The sequence below is a fragment of the Arthrobacter sp. NPDC093128 genome, from assembly GCF_040683875.1.
Classification (GTDB): Bacteria; Actinomycetota; Actinomycetes; order Actinomycetales; family Micrococcaceae; genus Arthrobacter.
In genome coordinates, this window is the sequence record NZ_JBFBEY010000028.1 from 1 (window position 1) to 18,948 (window position 18,948).

At 62.8% G+C, this 18,948-nt stretch carries 15 protein-coding genes and 1 pseudogene; 7 read left to right on the forward strand and 9 right to left on the reverse strand.

The window, feature by feature from the left end; genetic code table 11:
• Both AB0N24_RS23640 and AB0N24_RS23645 read right to left on the reverse strand, forming a co-directional pair.
• Nucleotides 1-231: pseudogene (locus AB0N24_RS23640) on the reverse strand (hypothetical protein); the annotation flags it as partial.
• 805 nt (nt 232-1,036) lie between these two features.
• Nucleotides 1,037-1,213 carry a hypothetical protein gene (locus tag AB0N24_RS23645; protein WP_364129868.1) on the reverse strand — a complete coding sequence of 59 codons (177 nt, stop codon included), beginning with the start codon at nt 1,211-1,213 and terminating at the stop codon, nt 1,037-1,039.
• 240 nt (nt 1,214-1,453) lie between these two features.
• Between AB0N24_RS23645 and AB0N24_RS23650 the strand changes: the two genes are divergently transcribed.
• On the forward strand, nt 1,454-1,906 hold the full coding sequence (locus AB0N24_RS23650) for a LysR substrate-binding domain-containing protein (RefSeq protein WP_364129871.1): 453 nt from the start codon (nt 1,454-1,456) through the stop codon (nt 1,904-1,906).
• Nucleotides 1,907-2,345: 439 nt separating this feature from the next.
• On the opposite strand, the gene AB0N24_RS23655 is transcribed toward AB0N24_RS23650, so the two are convergent.
• The 4 genes from AB0N24_RS23655 to catA form a co-directional block, all read right to left on the reverse strand.
• Nucleotides 2,346-3,629, reverse strand: coding sequence for a benzoate/H(+) symporter BenE family transporter (locus AB0N24_RS23655; RefSeq protein WP_364129874.1), 1,284 nt, complete (start codon nt 3,627-3,629; stop codon nt 2,346-2,348).
• A 72-nt stretch (nt 3,630-3,701) separates the two neighbouring features.
• Nucleotides 3,702-3,980 (reverse strand): muconolactone Delta-isomerase, encoded by a 279-nt coding sequence (catC, locus tag AB0N24_RS23660; RefSeq protein ID WP_364129877.1) that lies wholly within the window; start codon nt 3,978-3,980, stop codon nt 3,702-3,704.
• Between the two features lie 25 nt (nt 3,981-4,005).
• Nucleotides 4,006-5,106, reverse strand: coding sequence for an enolase C-terminal domain-like protein (locus AB0N24_RS23665; protein ID WP_364129879.1), 1,101 nt, complete (start codon nt 5,104-5,106; stop codon nt 4,006-4,008).
• Nucleotides 5,107-5,233: 127 nt separating this feature from the next.
• Complete coding sequence (gene catA, locus AB0N24_RS23670) at nt 5,234-6,118, reverse strand: catechol 1,2-dioxygenase (protein WP_364129882.1); 885 nt, start codon at nt 6,116-6,118, stop codon at nt 5,234-5,236.
• 337 nt (nt 6,119-6,455) lie between these two features.
• Here catA and benA point away from each other — a divergent pair, with 337 nt between their 5' ends.
• The 5 genes from benA (at nt 6,456) to AB0N24_RS23695 (ending at nt 13,841) form a co-directional block, all read left to right on the forward strand.
• Nucleotides 6,456-7,838, forward strand: a complete 1,383-nt coding sequence (gene benA, locus AB0N24_RS23675) for a benzoate 1,2-dioxygenase large subunit (RefSeq protein ID WP_364129884.1) — start codon at nt 6,456-6,458, stop codon at nt 7,836-7,838.
• Between the two features lie 38 nt (nt 7,839-7,876).
• Nucleotides 7,877-8,413: a benzoate 1,2-dioxygenase small subunit gene (benB, locus tag AB0N24_RS23680; RefSeq protein WP_364129886.1), complete on the forward strand. Its 537-nt coding sequence runs from the start codon at nt 7,877-7,879 to the stop codon at nt 8,411-8,413.
• Nucleotides 8,414-8,546: 133 nt separating this feature from the next.
• A complete protein-coding gene (gene benC, locus AB0N24_RS23685; RefSeq protein WP_364129889.1) occupies nt 8,547-10,121 on the forward strand; it encodes a benzoate 1,2-dioxygenase electron transfer component BenC in 1,575 nt (524 codons plus the stop codon).
• Nucleotides 10,118-10,948, forward strand: coding sequence for a 1,6-dihydroxycyclohexa-2,4-diene-1-carboxylate dehydrogenase (locus AB0N24_RS23690; RefSeq protein WP_364129891.1), 831 nt, complete (start codon nt 10,118-10,120; stop codon nt 10,946-10,948). The genes benC and AB0N24_RS23690 overlap by 4 nt, the downstream gene beginning before the upstream one ends.
• A gap of 61 nt (nt 10,949-11,009) precedes the next feature.
• Complete coding sequence (locus AB0N24_RS23695) at nt 11,010-13,841, forward strand: AAA family ATPase (RefSeq protein WP_364129893.1); 2,832 nt, start codon at nt 11,010-11,012, stop codon at nt 13,839-13,841.
• Between the two features lie 42 nt (nt 13,842-13,883).
• On the opposite strand, the gene AB0N24_RS23700 is transcribed toward AB0N24_RS23695, so the two are convergent.
• From AB0N24_RS23700 to AB0N24_RS23710, 3 genes are all read right to left on the reverse strand, one after another.
• The gene (locus tag AB0N24_RS23700) at nt 13,884-14,795 is read right to left on the reverse strand and encodes a LysR family transcriptional regulator (RefSeq protein WP_364129895.1); all 912 of its coding nucleotides are present in this window, start codon (nt 14,793-14,795) and stop codon (nt 13,884-13,886) included.
• A gap of 218 nt (nt 14,796-15,013) precedes the next feature.
• Nucleotides 15,014-16,408 (reverse strand): aromatic acid/H+ symport family MFS transporter, encoded by a 1,395-nt coding sequence (locus AB0N24_RS23705; RefSeq protein WP_364129897.1) that lies wholly within the window; start codon nt 16,406-16,408, stop codon nt 15,014-15,016.
• 216 nt (nt 16,409-16,624) lie between these two features.
• Nucleotides 16,625-17,569, reverse strand: a complete 945-nt coding sequence (locus tag AB0N24_RS23710; protein ID WP_364129900.1) for a helix-turn-helix domain-containing protein — start codon at nt 17,567-17,569, stop codon at nt 16,625-16,627.
• A gap of 266 nt (nt 17,570-17,835) precedes the next feature.
• Here AB0N24_RS23710 and AB0N24_RS23715 point away from each other — a divergent pair, with 266 nt between their 5' ends.
• The gene (locus AB0N24_RS23715; protein WP_364129902.1) at nt 17,836-18,936 is read left to right on the forward strand and encodes an NAD(P)-dependent alcohol dehydrogenase; all 1,101 of its coding nucleotides are present in this window, start codon (nt 17,836-17,838) and stop codon (nt 18,934-18,936) included.
• Nucleotides 18,937-18,948 lie beyond the last annotated feature (12 nt).

The following is an 18,948-nucleotide window of genomic DNA, read 5'->3' on the forward strand; positions in this document are numbered from 1 at the left end:
GTTCAATCGCGGGTCCTCCTTTTTTACAGTGTCGGATCTGGACTTCAGTTCCCCGGACTCCCGCTGGCGGCGCCAATGGTTCAGGGTGCTGTTCGCGATGCCGACTGCCCTGATGAAAGCGCCTTTGGAACCCCATTCGAGGCATTTGTCATACTCATCCAGAATCGCGTGCTTCTGCTCGGTCGTGAAGTGCTTACGGTTCGAAGCACGGGCAGGAATAGCGAAGTCCATTGTGGGCCGTTTCCCCGCCCTTCATGCCAGGCCCGGGCGACAGCAAACCTGTCACACAACAGCCTGACACACAGGGGATTGCGCATGTTTCCGGGACTTCCCAGTGTTTGCAAGGGCCAGAATGCAGTTCGAGTCCCACCTTGGGCACGCATGACCCCTCGTCAGAGGGGTTTTTGCTTTAATGTGTGGACATTGACCCGGTCGGGTCCCTCTGACACTGGCTGCGGACTGTGCCTGGCGCGGCGATCGCCTATTCGGTTGTGTGGGTGGCGGGTTCAGGGTCTTGGCTTGTGGGTCCTCCGCTTGCTGGAATCTGGGCTATGTGCCGTCCTATCTGGCTGTACCGTCGGCCAGTTGTTGGCCCTCACTCATTCATGGCCAGGAGTTGTGGTGACGCCATGACGAAGGCGGATTCTCTTCGACGTTCTTCCTCGGCTAGCTGCTTTCTGGGAACCAGGCAGGGTTAGCTCATCGCGTGTTGTCCGGCCAAAGGGGGTGTGGACAATGTCCACACCTTGTCCACGGCCGGCTTTTCGACCCGCATTTTGATCCCTTCCGCATAGTTCTTCCTTCACCACTTCATGCGTGTCTCTGTTGCAGGCGACATGACTTTGCCGGTGGTTCCTAGGACATTCCTGCCAACGGGAACGTTTCCGGAGGTGTCTGTGGCTGGCGTCCGATCGGGAGCGCAGGTGTGTGGGATCCGGACTCTTCTTCCGGCGGCGGTCCGAGGCTTGGTTGATCCCTAAGACCTGTCTACGGTTGGACACGCGGGGTATGGGGTCCCTCCATCCCATGCATAGGGTCAGTGCCGTTCCTGGTAAGAAAGGTGTCCCGCGCAGACTTTTGCGCTAAAGGAGACGGCTTGGCCGCGACTCTCAGAGTCGGGCCGGTCACCGACCCTCATTCCGCTGAACACGGCGACGAGCATGCAGCTGGTGGCACTGGCATCGTGGACGACGTAGTCGGCTGTTGCTGTCACCGGATGTGTCTGTCAGATTTCGGCGTCGTTCTGATAACGGAGTCACCGCTGGGTGTGAGGGTCCGGAACGCAACTTGGGGGACAGGGAGCGGTTCAAAGTTTCGCGAGGAAATAAGCGACGGAGGAGCGCCGAACGAAACTTTGAATCGAGCCCGGCGCGGAGCGCCCTGGTTGCGTGCAGGACCTGCCCAGCGATGATGGGGGTTCAGAATGACGTTGATGTAAGCTTCGCTGTCGGGTGTGACCCGCTGGCGATCGCCGCCGTCCCGCAGCTATCACCAGGAACAGCTCTTCTCCTCCACCTATGCCTGTGTCTTTGACAGTGCCCGCCTGGAAATACCGGCACCCATCTCGCTGGAGAATTACCTGACTCTGCGACATTTGCTGGTCTCCTTCGATGGGAGGCGCGGCCTGATCGACGACCTCCAGGAGGCCAGAGGGCTGAGTCGGACCGTGGCAGGTTCGACTAGCCACTTTTCCGGCACCATAACGTCATTGAAAGCGGCAGATGTTCTCGTCTCACTCCCGCGCTTTGCCGCTTCAGCCATCGCCCAAGCCGCAGACCTTACGCTTAGCGATCTGCCAATCCCTTCGCCACTGTTCACCGTTTCCATGGTGTGGGTGGTAGCGCGAAGCCGACCCCGCCCACAGTTGGCTTCGGAATTTCATTCGCTCCATCCTTACCCCGGATGACTTGCTGGCCACCATGTCGGGAGCGCAGCTGGGCGAGCCGTAACCTGTGCCGGAAGAGCTCCTACTTTCGCGCAGCTGGTTCACGGATATGCCGTTCGGCTTTTCCTGGGTGGCGTCCTTGCTGGTGCAGATGTCCACGCTCGCAGGCCGCCTCTCCGTGCGCCAACTCGCTCATGGCACCTGCCGGCGGCAGGTGTGCCCCAACGTTGCCACGCGCGAGTCCGAGTCCTGTCCGTCCTGCCGGACGGGACCTACTTGGTCGTTTCCGGCCCTGCTTTACGCAAACGAGCCCTATCCAGTTGCCTGCGTTCGGATGCTCCCGGACGGCGGAAGAGTTGCAACATCCACATTGATTGCCGCCGTATGGCTCCAGTGCGGGGGCGATCACGGCGTGTTTCCGGTGACGGGCCGAGGGGGTGCTGCAGGTGCCACGGCTCCGTCAGGTCTTGGCGTGGTCCTGCCGCTCGAGAAGGCGGGACAGGCCGTAGCCGATGAGCACACCCCAGAAGGCGGCATGGATGTTGAAGAGATCCAGGCCGGAGATCGTGACGACGAAGGTAACCAGGGCTCCCAGGGTGAAGTTTGTGGCGAAGGCGGTTACGAAGGCCTGTTGGAGGGCACGCAGCATGGCGATTCCGCCCAGGGCCAGGATGAAAGCTTCGGGGGTGGCGAGCATGAGGCGGGTGAGTGTGGGGGCCAGCAGGGCGCAGACCAGGGACAGCAGCCCGTAGACCAGCGCGGCGGTGTACTGGCGATTCTTTTGTCCGGTGGCGGTCAGCAGGGCGTTGGTAGGTCCAGTGACGCAGGCGGACACAGCGCCGAATGTTGCGTTGAGCAGTGAGAAGACGCCGGAGCTCATCGCGAAGACATTGACCGGAGGATTGTGTCCTGCGGCCCGGAGCACAGCGGAGCCTTGTCCGTTCTGCACTACGAGGACCGTGAGTGCCAAGGGGATGACCAATTCCAGTTGCGCGGCCCACGTGAACGCGGGGGCTGTAAACACGGGCATGGCCATGATCGGTCCGCCCGGGGACATCGCGAACCGGCCGCTGAGCGCGACGGCGACGACGCCTGCCGCCAAACTGCCGAGGACCGGGGGGAGGCGTTTACCTACGGCCGGCACGGCGCTCAGCACAAGGAACGCCACCACCATGGGTGCCGCTATTGCGGGGTCGGCGTGTGTGGAAGAGACGATGTCCGTCCCGAACCGCAGGAACACTGCCGCGACCATGGCCATAACGATTGGCACGGGAATCGCGGCCATGATTGGACGTACTAGTCCGGACGAACCAAGGGCGAGAATCAGCACCCCAGCGGAGAAAAACGCCCCTACCACTTCAGGAAACGACAGATGCTGCAGCGACGGCCCTAACAGCACGGTCCCCGGGATGGACCAGGCGAAGCCCAACGGCTGGCGATAGACCAGTGACATGACCAGGGTCGCCGCGCCGGCTGAGAGGAACATGGCGAAGACCCACGACGCGAGCTGGGCTTCCGTCAGTCCGCCCAACGACCCGACAGTAAGGGTTACAGCTACCGGCCCGGAAGCGGAGAAGGCCAGCCCGACGACACCGTTCGAGGCATAGTGCGGGCCGATGTCCCGCAGGATGTCGCGTATGCCGGCCGGGCGGCGCGTCGGCCGTTCGATGACGGGTTGGGCTCCTTGGAGCGGGCCGGGTAATGATCCGGTGGTCGCCGACGCGGTCCTTTGAAAGCGGGGCATGATGTCTCCTGGGCGATGACGGAGGTGGGGTCCTGGTGACCAGACGGTCGCCGCTGTGGCTGTCTGGATTCGTCAGCGGATGGAGTTGGGATGCTTGGCTAACGGTGTGACCTTGATTTTCATGAAGGGGTACATCGGGAACCTGCTCAGGACCTGGTGCAGCTCGTCGTTCGATTCGACGTCGAACACCGAATAGTTCGCGTACTCGCCGACCACTCGCCAGATGGTGGCAAGGCGGCCTTCCTGTTGCAGTGCCTGCGAGTATTCCTTCTCCAACCCCTGTAACCGGGTGACGTCCTCAGCGGAGAGGTGCGCCGGGAAGGACACGTCCATGCGGGCCAAAAACAACATTTTTCCTCCTTGATGGTCGGGCTAGCTAGGACAGGCGGTAGGCCGCTAGTTTGTCCTCGTTGATCTCTGCTCCGACCCCCGGCACATCCCGCACGGAGATCGTACCGTCGATGATCCGGAGCGGATCAGCCAGCAGGTCGTCGGCCATATCGAGGAAGTTCGAGAGTTCCCCTGCCCGGCGGCTTGTGGCCTCGTGGGCGGCGCCGAACGTGACGGTCGCAAGCGAGCCGATCTGGGTGTCGATCTGGTTGCCCATGGTCACATCCACACCGAGACCGGTGCATAGCCCCAGTATCTCGGTGGCCTCAGTGAAGCCGGAACGGGCGGTCTTGATACAGATGGCATTGCAGCCGCCGGAAAGCAGTTCCCGGGATACGTCCCCTGCCGTGGGGACGGATTCATCGCCCACCACCGGGATTGGCGATTTATCGACCAGACGGCGGCGGCTCAGCGCTTCCTTGGCGTCGCACGGTTCCTCGAGCATGGTCAGCCCAAGCCCCTCAGTCCTCCGGAGCACCTCGAGGGCTTCGTTCGCGGTCCAGCCGCGGTTCGCGTCAAGGTAGATTTCCACGTCTTCGCCCAGTCCCTCGCGCAGCACATGGCAGGCCTCCACGTCCAGAGACAGCGGCCGGCGGCCCACTTTCAGCTTGAATGTCGTGATGCCATACTCCTGACCGAAACGCAGCGCCTCGTCGAGGAGTTCCTGTGCGGGGCGGAAGCCGAGCATGTGACTGACCCGCATCCGGTCGGTATACCCACCCAGCAGCTTGTGCACAGGAGTGGCGAGCGTCTTGCCGATCGCATCCCACACGGCGATGTCCACGGCGCCTTTGGCGACCTGGTTGTGAATGGTTCTGCGCATCACCGCGTGGATCTTCTCCCGGTCCACAATCTCGAGTCCGGTCAGCTGTGGGGCGAATGTCTTCTCGATGATCGTCCCGATGGACTCTTGCGTCTCGCCGTAGGTATAAGGACGGGGAGGTGCGTCGGCAACTCCTACGACGCCGTCGTCGGTGTACAGGCGCACCAGAACGTGGTCGGCGTTTGCCACCTCGCCGCTGGCGAACTTCAGCGGGTGCGTGTACGGGATGGAGTACGGGATCACTTCGATCCGCTCGATCTTCAACGGCTCGGTTTCCTTTCGATTGTGCCAGGCAGTCCAGTGGTGATGGGAAGAACGGTGCCCCAGGGCTCAATGCCCTGGGGCGCCTCATGGGACGGAAATCAGAAACCCGACCATGTCAAAGGAGCTGTTACTTGGACTGTCCCACTTTGGCCAGGACGTAGTCATATGAGGCTTCTTCGCCGGCCGCGCCATCCGTACGCGGTGTGGTGTTGAGCATCAGCTCCGGCTTGACAGCCGACGCAATGTCGTCCGCATTGTGCGGATCACCGGGGAAGTAGAGCTGCTGGGTCACGGACTGGAACCCGGGCGCTGAGACCTTGATGTGAATGTGGGCCGGGCGCCAGGCGTGCCAGCCCGCAGCACTGATCAGCTGCCCACAGGCTCCATCAGTGGGAATCTGGTACGGAGCCGGGCGCATGGTGTGGAGGACGAATTGTCCATTGCTGTCGGCCTGCACATTGGCGCGGAACAGCCACTCCGGCAGGCCCGGGGCGTACTGGGAATAGAAGCCCGCTGCGTCCGCATGCCAAATCTCGAGCTGTGCACCTTCGATCGGGTTGCCGTCGGTGTCGGTGAAGCGGCCGCTGAACTGCAGCGGAACACCCTCTTCGTTATCACGCATCTCCAGCGTGGCGGGGGACTCCAGCACAGGGGAGTTCGGGACGTAATAGGGACCCTCGATGGTGCCTTTCGTGCCGGGCCGCTCCTGGGAGTTGACATCCTCCACGGTGTGCTCAAGCCACACATCGAGGAACAGCGGCCACTCGCCATCGTTGCCCACCTTAATCAGCCAGGCTTTCAGGGCGTTGTACTCCTCGTAGGTGACTTCGTGTTCGACTACGATGTCGTTGGCCGCTTTGATGAGGGCACCTGCGAGCAAGCTCACGCGCTCCTTGGGAACCCCGGCTCCCGTGGGCTTGCCCGACGCGGCGAAGCGCTCGGTCGCCTTCGAACCGGCCTCCACAGCCGTACCCTCAGTTTCCTGCCGGGTGTCCAACTGATTCTCAGTCATGATGATCTCCACACTCCTCTGTGCATCGGGAACGGGAAATGTTCCGTTTCCCTGAAACGCGCCGGCCGCGGGCAGTGCACCCGCAGGTTCACCGGCCTTCACGTGACGTCCATCTCATGCTAATCAGTCGATAAGGACGAAACAAGGACCTATATAACGCTGATTATGTAGTCTCACGTACATAAAAATACCCTTGGTTTGGACTAGGGTTTTGCCTGATGTGAGCGTTGTCACCCTGCGCCACACTTGGTGGGACACATTCATTCCGCCCGAGGGGTGTGCGTGGCCGCACAGTCGCTGCCCGCCCACCCGCACCTCTCCAAAGAAGGAGCACACCATGACCGAGAATCTGACACGTGTCCGTGAAGTCCTGGCTGACGCCGTCGTTGACGATCGAGAGAACGGCGTCATCCGGGCGAAGCGTGAAATCTTCACCGACCAGGAAATCTTTGAACTGGAGATGAAGCACATCTTCGAGGGAAACTGGGTTTACTTGGCCCATGAATCCCAGATCCCCAACGTGGGAGACTACTTCACCACCTACATTGGCCGGACTCCCGTCGTCCTTACCCGGGACAAGGACGAGAAGATCAACTGCATCGTCAACGCCTGCTCCCACCGGGGCGCCATGCTGTGCAGGCGCAAGACCGATAACCGGACCACTTTCACGTGTCCATTCCACGGCTGGACATTCAAGAACTCCGGCGAGCTCCTGAAGGTCAAGGACTCCCGCAACGCCGGATACCCCGAGACCTTCAACAAGGAAGGCTCACACGACCTCACCAAGGTAGCCCGCTTCGACTCCTACCGGGGCTTCCTGTTCGGCTCATTGAACGCTGATGTCCTCCCGCTGGAGGAACACCTGGGAGATGCCACCAAGGTCATCGATTCGATTGTGGACCAGTCCCCGGAGGGGCTCGAGGTCCTGCGCGGATCATCCACGTATACCTACGACGGCAACTGGAAGGTCCAGGCGGAAAACGGCGCCGACGGCTACCACGTCACCGCCGTGCACTGGAACTATGCTGCGACGACCGCCCGCCGCAGCGCCGGTGACTCTGCAAACAAGACCAAGGCCATGGACGCCGGCAAATGGGGCAAGGTTAAGGGCGGCTTCTATTCCTACGATCACGGGCACCTGCTGCTGTGGCAGGAGTGGACCAACCCCGAGGACCGTCCCCTGTGGGACCGCCGCGATGAGCTCGTCGAAAAGTACGGCGAGGAGATGGCAAACTTCATGATCAACATCTCACGCAACCTCTGCCTGTACCCGAACGTGTACATCATGGACCAGTTCTCGTCGCAGATCCGTCACTTCCGCCCGATTTCAGCGGACCAGACCGAGGTGACGATCTACTGCATCGCACCAAAAGGTGAATCCCAGGAAAACCGCTCGAAGCGCATCCGCCAATATGAGGACTTCTTCAACGCAACGGGCATGGCCACACCGGACGACCTCGAGGAGTTCCGATCCTGCAACAAGACCTACTGGGCCACCTCCGCGCCGTGGAACGATATGACGCGCGGCTCCACTCACGAGATTGCCGGTCCCGACGAGCAGGCCACAGCGCTGGGCATGTCGCGGGTGATCGCCTCAGGTGTGCGCACCGAAGACGAGGGGCTCTACCCGATCCAGCACGGGTACTGGAAGGAAGTAATGGACAAGGCCCTCGCGGACGCGGAAGCCGTTGCCCAGGAATCCTTGCCGGTCACGGCGTAATCGAAACGTTCGATCAAAACAGAGAGTGCTGAAAACCCATGGCCAACCTCACTAACTCCGTCACTACGCTCAAGAGCGCCGACGAAATCGCAACCCTCGAGACAGTCCGTGCCTTCCTTTACCGCGAAGCCCGGCTACTGGATGACCGCCAGTTCGACGAGTGGCTTGAGTGTTACCACCCGGACTCCGAGTACTGGATGCCGGCGTGGGACGTCGACGACCGGCTTACCGTAGACCCCCAGAACGAGATCTCTCTCATCTATTACGACAACCGTGGAGGCATCGAGGACCGGGTCTTCCGGATCAAGACGGACCGCTCCTCCGCCACCTCGCTCCCGGAGCCGCGCACCGGGCACAACATCACCGACGTTGAAGTCCTGGAGCACGACGGCGGCCAGGTCAAGGTGCGCTTTAACTGGTTCACCCTGTACTTCCGGTACAACACCACCGATACCTATTTCGGTACGAGCTTCTACACGATCGACCTCTCCGGCGAGCAGCCGGTGATCCTGAAAAAGAAGGTTGTACTGAAGAACGACTACATCCACCACGTGGTGGATGTCTACATGATCTGACGGCGCCCGGCAGGCGTACAGCGCGGCCGCAGAAGGGCCGCCAGGAGCGGCCCGCCGCCAGATCTGCTCGCAAGAGATAACCGCACTAACTTTCCGGGGGTCGCGAGGATGCGACCCCCAACCAGGAGGAATCATGGGCCATCAGGTAGCCCTCAGTTTCGAAGACGGCGTCACCAAAGTCATCAAAGTTGGCGACTACGAGACCGTGATGGACGCGGCGTACAAGGCGCGCATCAACATCCCTTCAGATTGTCGGGACGGCGCCTGCGGCACGTGCAAGGCCTTTTGCGACTCCGGCTCGTTCGACCCCGGCGACTACATCGACGACGCCATGACCGAAGAGGAGCTTGAGAAGGGCTACCTCCTCACCTGCCAGGCCGTTCCGGAATCGGACCTCGCGATCCAGATCCCGGCCACCTCCGAATCAGCGAAAACCTCGGCTGCCACGTTTACGTCCACGCTGAAGGAACTCGACAAGCATTCGGAATCCACCATCTCCTTCGCGCTGGAGGTGCAGAACCGGGAAGCACTGGCTTTCCTGCCCGGCCAGTACGTCAACATCAAGGTCCCAGGCACCGACGCGGAGCGCTCGTACTCCTTCAGCAACGGCCCGGAAGTGGAAGACGCGTCCTTCATGGTGCGCATCACGCCGCAGGGCGCGATGTCCGAGTACCTGCGTGACCGGGCCGCGGTCGGGGACACCATCGAGTTCACAGGCCCGTACGGCTCCTTCTTCCTTCGCGAACCCAAGCGCCCCCTGCTCCTGCTGGCAGGCGGAACGGGCCTGGCCCCGCTCCTATCCATTCTGGAGAAACTGTCCGAGAACCCTCCTGCCACGCCGGTCCACCTGATTTATGGCGTCTCCCGTGAAGCCGACATCGTGGGACTCGACTGGCTGCGCGCCTACGAAGCGAAGCTGCCGACCTTCACCTGGGATCACATTGCCTCCGAGCCGGGGACTTCCGCACCGCACACAGGCTACGTAACGCAGATCATCCAGCCGTCCCGCCTCAACGACGGTGACGTCGACATCTACCTTTGCGGCCCGCCGCCCATGGTCAACGCCGTCTCTAAGTGGCTGGACACCGAGGACATCCAACCGGCCAACTTCTATTTCGAGCGGTTCGCCCCCAAAGAAGCCACCGGCGGGGACGCCGAGACGGGTGCGCCCGCGTCCGTGGAGAAGCTGGAAAGCGCGGGCGACACCATCAGCCGCGTGGAAGCCATTTCCTCCATGGAGACCGGCCGGCTCGAGTTCCGCAAGGAAGACAGTTTCGCGCACCTGGACGCCCGCATGGGCCTTGAACTTGCCGTGACCGAACTGATGTTGGACCGCCTGAGCAAGGAGCAGCTTCACCAGTTCCGTCGTCTTGCCGAAGCGACCACACGTGCGGTGGACTCTGGGAGGGTTCTTGACCCCGAAGAGTACGTCAGGACCAACGAAGAGTTCCACGAGTACCTGTTCACGATCTCCGACAACCCGATGCTGCTGGAGTCGTACCGACGGCTCGACGTCCACGCGCAAATGGCGGCAACTTTTGCAGAGGGCACCCGCATCTTTGAACGGGTCGCCCAGGACCACCTTGATGTCGTAGCCGCATTTGAGCGAGGCGACAAGGAACGGGCCCGGGAAGTCATCATGGCCCACGCCCGCGATGCGAAGGGCACCATGGCCGAAGCGATCGATGCCATGGGCAAGGGTTCGTGACGGTGGCAGCGTACTCGGGACAGTTCATCACGCCGGGCCGTTTCGCTGGCAAAGTGGCGGTGGTCACGGGCGCGGCCCAGGGAATCGGGCAGAAAGTCGCGGAGCGGATCGGGGCCGAGGGAGGTTCGGTGGTCCTGGTTGACCGCGCAGACATTGTGCAGGACGTGGCCAAGGACATCCAGGACGCCGCGCAGGAGTCAGGGTCCGGCGGGTCAGCCAGCTCCGTCACGGCGGACCTGGAAAGTTTCGCCGGAGCCGAGCGGGTAGTGAACGCCGCCCTGGCCCGCCACGGAAGGATTGATGTACTCGTCAACAACGTGGGAGGGACTATATGGGCCCGCCCCTACGAAGAATACGACGAGGAACAGATTGAACGGGAGATCCGTCGTTCGCTTTTCCCCACCCTGTGGTCATGCCGCGCCGTCCTCCCGACGATGCTGGCCCAGGACTCGGGCACCATCGTCAACGTCTCCTCAGTGGCCACGCGCGGAGTGCACCGCGTCCCCTATGCCGCGGCGAAGGGAGGAGTCAACGCCCTGACCCAGTCCTTGGCCATGGAGGTCGCCGGGCGCGGCATCCGCGTTGTTGCTACCGCCCCGGGCGGCACGGAAGCTCCGCCCCGAAGGGTCAAGCGCGGACCGGAAGCTGAGTCCACCACCGAAAAGGCGTGGTACCAGGCCATTGTGGACCAGACCGTTGAATCGTCCTTTTTGAAGCGGTACGGCACCCTGGACGAACAGGCTGCGCCGATCGTTTTCCTGGCATCCGACGAAGCATCGTATGTCACCGGCAGCGTCCTTCCGGTAGCAGGCGGAGACCTGGGTTGAGCCTGTTGTGACTGATAACCGCTGGCGGGGCCGGGACGTGCGGTCGAGTAAGCTTGCCAGCATGATTCCGGGCCACCACCGCGGCAACCCTGAAGAAGATCTGGCGCTGCTCGGCCGTGCCGAGGTCTTCGAGGAGTTACTGGAGACGCTCCGCACTGTTCGTAAAGGAAACGTGCGTACGGTGGTACTGAGCGGCCCGCGGGGATCCGGGAAGACGGCAGTGTTGGATCTGTTCCTGGAGCACTGCCGTGGCGTCGCGCGTGGCGTGCGCGTGTTGTCCGCCACTGGCGACGAATGGGAAGCGCAGCTCCCGCTCGCCGGCTACTCCCAGCTTATGGCCTCCCCGCCGCTGCGCTCGGCAAAGGACTCTGGCAAAGGGAGCGGCCGTTCAGCGGACCTGGCCGGTGCACTTACCCCCTCCCAAGCCGTCAACTATGCGTCTACCCTGGGTGCACACCTCGACGGGCTTCAATTGCACGGGAGCGTGGTGGTTGCCGTTGATGACGTCCAGCATCTGGACGCAGAAACTCTCCACGTCCTTGTCTTTGTCATGCGGCGGCTGCACAGCAAGAGAATCCTGTTCCTCGTCACGCTGGATCCCGCTCAGGCCCGGCTTGTGCCAGCGGGTGTGTTGGCCTTCCTCACCGGCCATCAGGTTTCCCGTCTTCCATTGGACCCACTGTCCCCGCAGCGGGTCCAGGAGCTCGCGCGGCGTTGGTTCGGCATCGACCTGAACGCGACGGCCGCCCACGAGATCGTGCGGCATACCGGGGGATGGCCCCAACCGGTTGTCGAACTTCTGGGCGAGCTTCCTCCGGAAACCTGGCAGACATGGTTCTCGTCCCTGCCTCCGAGTTCACGCGTGCGGGCCCAGGTGCGCAGTCTCCTCGGAGCCGCCTCACCCGATCTGGTGGCTGTGGCTGAGGCCACGTCCGTGCTCGGCCGCAGTGCCGGGGTGGCTGAGGTTGCCCGTGTCAGTGGGGTCGAATCCGTGATGGATGCCCTCGACGAGGGCCACCGTGCCGGACTGCTGGGCCTGTCAGTGGACCAGGCCCACTCGCTGGTGACATTCTTCGAAGCGGGAACCACCGCGTCCGTCTACGAGCAGATTGCACCCAGCAGGCGCATTCGCCTGCACCGCAAGGCTGCGGACTCGGTTCAGAATGAAGGCGACCGCCTGGGTCACCGGGTGTCGGCTACTCCGGGACCAGACGAGGCCCTTGCCGAGGAGCTTGAGGAGTACGCGCGGCAACAGGCCCTCGTGGGTGCCTGGCACGATGTATCGACCGCACTGTTTTCAGCGTCCCGGCTCTCGGGTGACATCCGCGTCGGTAACGATCGCCAACTGAGGGCAGTAGATGCCCTCGTGGGTTCCGGCAATATTGCCGAGGCACAGATGTGGGCTGCCGCCGTCGACGCCATGGCGCCCTCGCCGCTGCGTTCCTCGGTTCTGGGCTACCTCTCGACGGCCTCCGGACAGAACCACAGCGCACAAACCCAGTTGGAAATGGCTTGGAAAACCAGCAATCCGCAGCGGGACCCGGCGGCTGCCGCGCAGGTGGCCCAGCGTTTGGTCCTGCACGGGGTGGCCTCCTGGGATGGTCCCGTCATCACGCGTTGGGCGGAGCAGGCCATGTCACTGACACAGGTGGGTACGCCTGCCTACATCGAATCGGAGGCCATCTACGGGTTGGGGCTTTACGCCCAGGGCAGGTTGTCTGAAGCCGAGGCCTCTTATCGCCGCGCTTTCGAACACGCGTCAGAGAACGCCCAAAAGCAGCGCGTGCAGATAGGTGCCGGTTGGCTGGCCCTGCGACTGGATGACGCAGAGACCGCGCAGGTGAATTTCGAAGCCGCTGCCCCGACTGAATTCCGCGGCGGCTCTCTGCGGATCTCGCTGTGGGCGGAGGCGTGGTTGGCCCGCACCCAACTTGTGCTCGGCAACTGGGATGCCGCAGCGGCCACGGTTGCACGCGCCTCGGTTCGGCTCGAGACCTCCCGGATGCCGCTGATCCGCCCCCTGTTGTATTGGACCGCCGCCGAGCTGTGGTCCTTGCGTGGGGATTGGGACCGCGCACGGTACTACGTTTCCCAAGCTGCGGTGCAGCCGGGCACCTATCGCGCCATGCAGGTCCCTGCCAGCCTGGCCCGGGCGCGCTTCCATGAGGCCAGGGCGGACTATGAAAGCGCATTGGCTGTGCTGCAGCCGCTGACGGAGTTGGACCCCTGGACAGAGAGCAGAGTGTCGTTTTGGCCGTGGCAGGACTCCTACGTAAATGCCTTGGTCATGACCGACCAGCTGGACACGGCCGACGCCTTTCTTACCGCCTTCGAGCAGGTGCCGCGGGAACGGGCCGTGCCGTCAGACCTGGCAAGAATGGCGTGGGCGCGGGGCCGGCTCGTTGCTGCCCAGGGGGATCCTGACGCCGCCCGGGAGCATTTCGAGGCGGCACTGAGTCATCTGCGCGGGCTCAACCGCCCATATCTGCGGGCCAGGGTGAGCTTTGCCTTCGGGCAAAGCATGCGGCGTGCAGGCAAGAGGCGCTTGGCATCCTCAGTGCTTCGCGTGGCCAGGGATCTCTATGATTCCCTGGGCGCTGCCACGTATGTCGACAGATGCGATCGGGAGCTGAAGGCGACGGGCCTTGATGTGGGCAACATGTCCGACCCGTCTGACGCCGTGCTCGCGGCCGTGACGGGACCGCAGGTCCAGCTCACTGCCCAGGAGCAGTCAGTAGCACAACTCGTGGCGGCCGGGGCCACCAACAAAGAGGCTGCCCGTGCACTGTTCCTGGCCGACAAGACTGTGCAGTACCACCTGACCCGCGTGTACGCGAAGTTCGGGATCCGCTCCCGCAGCGAACTGGCCGCACGTTTTCGTCCCACGGACTGACGCGCTGCCCCTGGACCTGCACCGGTGGCGGCCCGCATCAGGTTAGGACCCGGGCGGACTGGGAGTACGGTTGGGCAGGTCTTTGGTCGCGGAGCCTACGACATCCAGGAAGCTTTGGAGCAGTGATGACCGGTCCTCACGCCGCCAAGCCACGGCCAGCTCCACTTCGGGTGCCTGTTCGATATCGCGGTAAACGACGCCCTCGAGCTGGAGGGCACGGACGCTCGCTGGAAGGATGGCAACGCCACTGCCGGCCGCCACAAAGGAGAGCATCGTGGACGTCTCACTGATTACCTGGGTGATGCGTGGCTGGAAACCCGCCGCGCGGCAGAGCCCTGCGGTGGTCCGGTAAAGCACCGACTCCGGCGGGTAGGAGATAAATTCCTGGTCCTGTAGTTCATGTACGGCCACTGGCCGGTCCAGGGCCAGGGCGCTGAAGGACGGCAACGCTAAGATCAGCGGTTCGCGGGTAACGATGCGGTATTCGATGTCCTGGGAGGCGATGGGCGGGCGCAACAGGGCTGCATCCAAGGTGCCCTCCCGCAGGCCGGCCTCCATCGCAGGGGTGAGCATCTCGCCGTGTAGGTTCAGCGATAACCCAGGGAGTACCTGCTTGGCGCGTCGGACGATCGGGGGCATGACTCCGTAGGTCGCTGAGCCGGAGAACCCCACGCGCAGAACGCCGGTTGCGCCTTGGCCGACCTGGTACACGTCAGCACGGAGAGTTCCTACCGCATTAACGATCTGCCGGCCCCTGTCCAGCAGCGCCTGCCCGGCGGCGGTGAGTTCCACTCTCCGGGTGGTGCGGTTCAGCAGGCGCACACCCAATTGCTCTTCCAACTGCCGTATTTGCTGGGACAGGGGTGGCTGGGCCATGTGCAGGCGTTTTGCCGCACGGCCGAAGTGGCGTTCCTCCGCAACGGCAATAAAGTAGTTCAGTTGCCTGATCTCCATCGGTTTTGCCGTCCCTCCGTATGGCGCCACAGATTAGGCGCCCACCCTATTGATTCCCGGATCAAGTATAAAGCCGACCACTCTTGGGTTCATACGACATAATGGCATCCGGGTTACGCCGGCCCGACACAACAGCAGCGCAGAGGGTGCCCAGGCATGGCCTGGGCACCCTCTCCGTGGATTTGGACCCGTTTATGGCACTGGCCGGCTGCGTTCGGTCAAAGGCGGACCTGGGGAGTGGCGGTGCTGAGCTCCCCTTCGGCGGAGTGCTCCACAATCTCTTCGGCCGTGTGCTCTGCTTCTTCCAGCTTTCGCTGACGGGGGACCAGAACCGTGACGACCGCTCCCAGCAGGGCGACGCCGCCGTAGATGTAGAAGGCGGTGGCGCCTCCGATTCCGGCCGCCGCCAGCCAGCCGCCAATGATTGGTCCGAGAATGCCGCCCAAGCGGCCCACGCTGGCACACCAGGCCACACCTGCTGCCCGCGCGTTGGTGGTGAAGTAGTTTGACTGGAAACCGTAAACCAGCACCTGGGTGCCGAGGGTGCCCACTCCGGCGATGGCGATGCACAGGAACAACATCGGCAGGGGGAAGCCGAAGGTCATGAGCAGCAGTGACATAGTGGCCAGGACGAAGGTGCTGGCAATGACCCGTTGGGGACCGGCCTTGTCAGCGTAGCGCGAGAGCAGCAAACCTCCTGCCACCGCACCGAGGTTCAACGCCAGGGGGAAGAACAGGGCGTATGTCCGCCCATATCCGTAGCCCTCCATGATTTTCGGCAGCCACGTGTTCAAGCCATAGGTCAACAGCAGGCCGGAGAAAGACATCAAGCCCAGAAGTACGGAAGCCACTGCGAACTGTTTGGAAAAAACGGCCGCGAAGCCGGTCTTCTGCGGGGCTGCGCCGATCTGCCGAATGACCTGTTCTTCAATGAGCGAAACGCCGGTCCGCTGCGAAGCAGCCAGGGCCTGCTCCTCACGGCCGCGGGCCAATAGCCAGCGGGGAGACTCCGGAAGTTTGAACCAGGCAATGGGCACGAGCAGGACGAGGGGGAGGGCTCCGATCATGAAGAGTCCGCGCCAGCCAATGTTATTAAGGAGCAGTATGCCCATGACGGAAGCGAACACACCGCCAGCGGGGACGCCGGAATAGACGATCGCGTTGTAAAACTGTCGCCGGCCGGCCGGCGCGAACTCTGCCATCGTGGCGCCAGCGGTGGCGATGACGACACCGAGGCCAACGCCCGTAATGAAGCGCAAAGCGCCGAAAGACGCCACGGAGGTGGTCAGCGCCGTAACGAACATCCCCACCGAGAACCATGCGATGCCCAGGAGCATGAGACGGCGGCGGCCGAAGAAGTCGCCGACCGCGCCGCAGATCAATGATCCGACCAGCACGCCAACGAGCGCCCACGAGCCCAAGAGGCCGGCGGTAGCGGCATCGAAGGCGCCAATCTGGCTTGGGTCGGCGAGCAGTCCCGGAAGGACGGTGCCGTACACAACAAGGTCGTAGCCATCGAATAACAGTGCGGTGCAGATGACGAAGGCCACCCAGTTTGCGGTGCGCGCCTCTTTGCGCGGGTCTTCGGCGATGACGGCGTGGAGCGTAGCCATATATGCCTGTCCTCTCTGACGGAGCATGGAAGTAATGCCGTGGGGTGAACCTGCGTCCCTTGGCTTTGCTCCAGTGTTCCAGAGGTGTGACGCCCGCCATATGCGGCAAATACCCGGGATTAGGCCGGGGTGTGATCCATACTTTCACGATATCAATCAGATATGACTGGCCGTATTTCTGAAAGAGTAGGTCCTGTTGCCAGCGACAGAACGCATCTACAGTGCAGATTCGCCGTTTGTACCCGCCGCGGAGGCTTTGCGGAATTCCGACGGCGAGATGCCGAACTCGGATTTGAAAGCCCTGGCGAGCCACTGGGCGTCGTGGATGCACCATCTCGCAGCGACGTCTGCGATGGTGATGTGGGGATTACGGTAATCAGCAAGGTCGCGACGGACGGCCTGCAGGCGACTCTTGCGGATTAGCCCGGTCAGACCCGTGCCGCTTCTTGCGAACAGCCGCTGGACTGTACGCACGGAGACGTGATGGGCAGAAGCGATCTGCTGCAGGCCCAGGTTCGGGTCCTGCAGGTTTCGATCGACATAAGACTCGATTTCATGCCGGAGGAAATCGGCCATGTCCTCGGTGGAGGGTTCATAATCCTGCAGGACTACACTTGCCAGCAGTGCTTCGCCGGCGGTGGCCAGGTGGTTCCAGGCTGCCGGCGCGGGGACAGTCATGGACGTGCAGGCGCTGATGAACTGTGCCAGCACCGTCCCGGCTCCGGTTGTGGCCGACCAGGGGTGCGACCGTGCTTCGTCAACTGCGGCACGTGGCGCGCCCAGGGACGTTGAAGGCGCCGTCATGACCTCGCATTGCCAGGCGCCTTGGAAGGTGAGCCGGTAGGGCACCGCCGTGTCGTAAAGGCCAAATTCCCCGGGTGCGACGGTCAGCTCGCGTCCGGATTGTTCGATGATGCAGCGCCCGCGGCGCATTGCGCACACTTTGAGTAACTCCGCCGGCGACTGGCGTACCGCACGGGGTGATCGGACGAGTTGCTGTGGGGTGCCCGAGATTCCATATATTCCGACCTGGCCCAGCTCCTTCGCCGCCAGCGCACCGGAAACCTGCCCAGTGGAATTCCCAAGGGCCACCACCTCAAGCCCGCCGAACGTCGACTCCATGTCGTGATACCACGCGTCAGCTATCAAACCCACCGTCATGCACGGAACCTCCTTGTGTGCGGCGAGGACGGCGTCAATCGACAACCTCGATGTCGCCTGGGGACAACCCCGCCCGTTGTGCTACGTGTCACAGTATAGGCACCGGTCCGGATGCACGGACTCTCCTCGGCAACGAACACTTGACGACTGCAAGGCCCAGCGTTGGGTCCTTGGCCTCGAAAGCCGCTCACCGCCGTCGACCCCATACCGTGCGCCGCACGTGTCAGCTTCCGCCAATTCAAGCCTTACCCTGAGGAGCCATTCCAATGAAGGTCACTGCTGCCCTCGCTACCGCGCCCAACGCCCCTTTCGAGATCGTCCAACTCTCCCTGGATGAGCCCCGCCCTGACGAGGTCAGGGTGAAGCTCGTCGCAACCGGCGTCTGTCACACCGACGCGATCGTCCGCGACCAGGTCTACCCCACGCCCTTGCCGGCGGTTCTCGGGCACGAGGGAGCAGGAATAGTCGAGGCGGTCGGCTCCTTGGTGACCTCCGTCGACGTCGGAGACTCTGTGGTCCTTTCCGCCAATTCCTGTGGAGTATGCGGGCAGTGCCTGACCGGACGGCCCGCCTACTGCAGCGAATTCTTCGGCCGGAATTTCGCGGGTACCCGTCCGGACGGTTCCACGGCCTTGAACGATGGCGAGTCAGCAGTCTCCTCACACTTTTTCGGCCAATCGTCGTTCGCGACGCACGTCAACGTTGCTGTTCGCAGCGTCGTGAAGGTAGACGGGAACCTTCCGCTGGAGTTGCTCGGCCCCCTCGGCTGCGGCCTCCAGACAGGGGCCGGTGCGGTCATCAACTCGTTGGACGTACGCCCGGGTTCCAGCATTGTTGTCTTCGGCACCGGCGCCGTTGGCTGCGCGGCTCTCATGGCCGCCGCGGCCGTGGGTGCGACAACCATTGTTGCGGTCGACATTGTCGAGTCCCGGCTGGCCACGGCAAAGGACCTGGGCGCCACTCACGCCATCAACAGCCGCTCCACAGACGTGGCGGCAGAGATAGCGCAGATCACCGGTGGGCGCGGCGTCGACTATGCCCTGGACACCACGGGTATTCCCGCCGTGTTGCGGCAGGCTGCCGACATCCTGGGGTCGGGGGGAACGGTGGCTCTCGTCGGGGCCCCGGCCCCGGGCACAGAGGTGTCCTTCGAAGTTGGGGCTTCGTTACTTAAAGGGTGGCACTTCCGCACCATTATCGAAGGAGATTCCGTGCCCCAGGTCTTCATTCCGCAGCTCATCCGACTCTGGCAGCAAGGAAAGTTCCCGCTGGAAAAGTTGACCAAAACCTTTGCGTTTGCCGACATCAACGACGCTTTCGACGCTTCCGAATCCGGCGAAGTCATCAAGCCTGTCCTGGTCTTCTGACCAGCGGCGGAC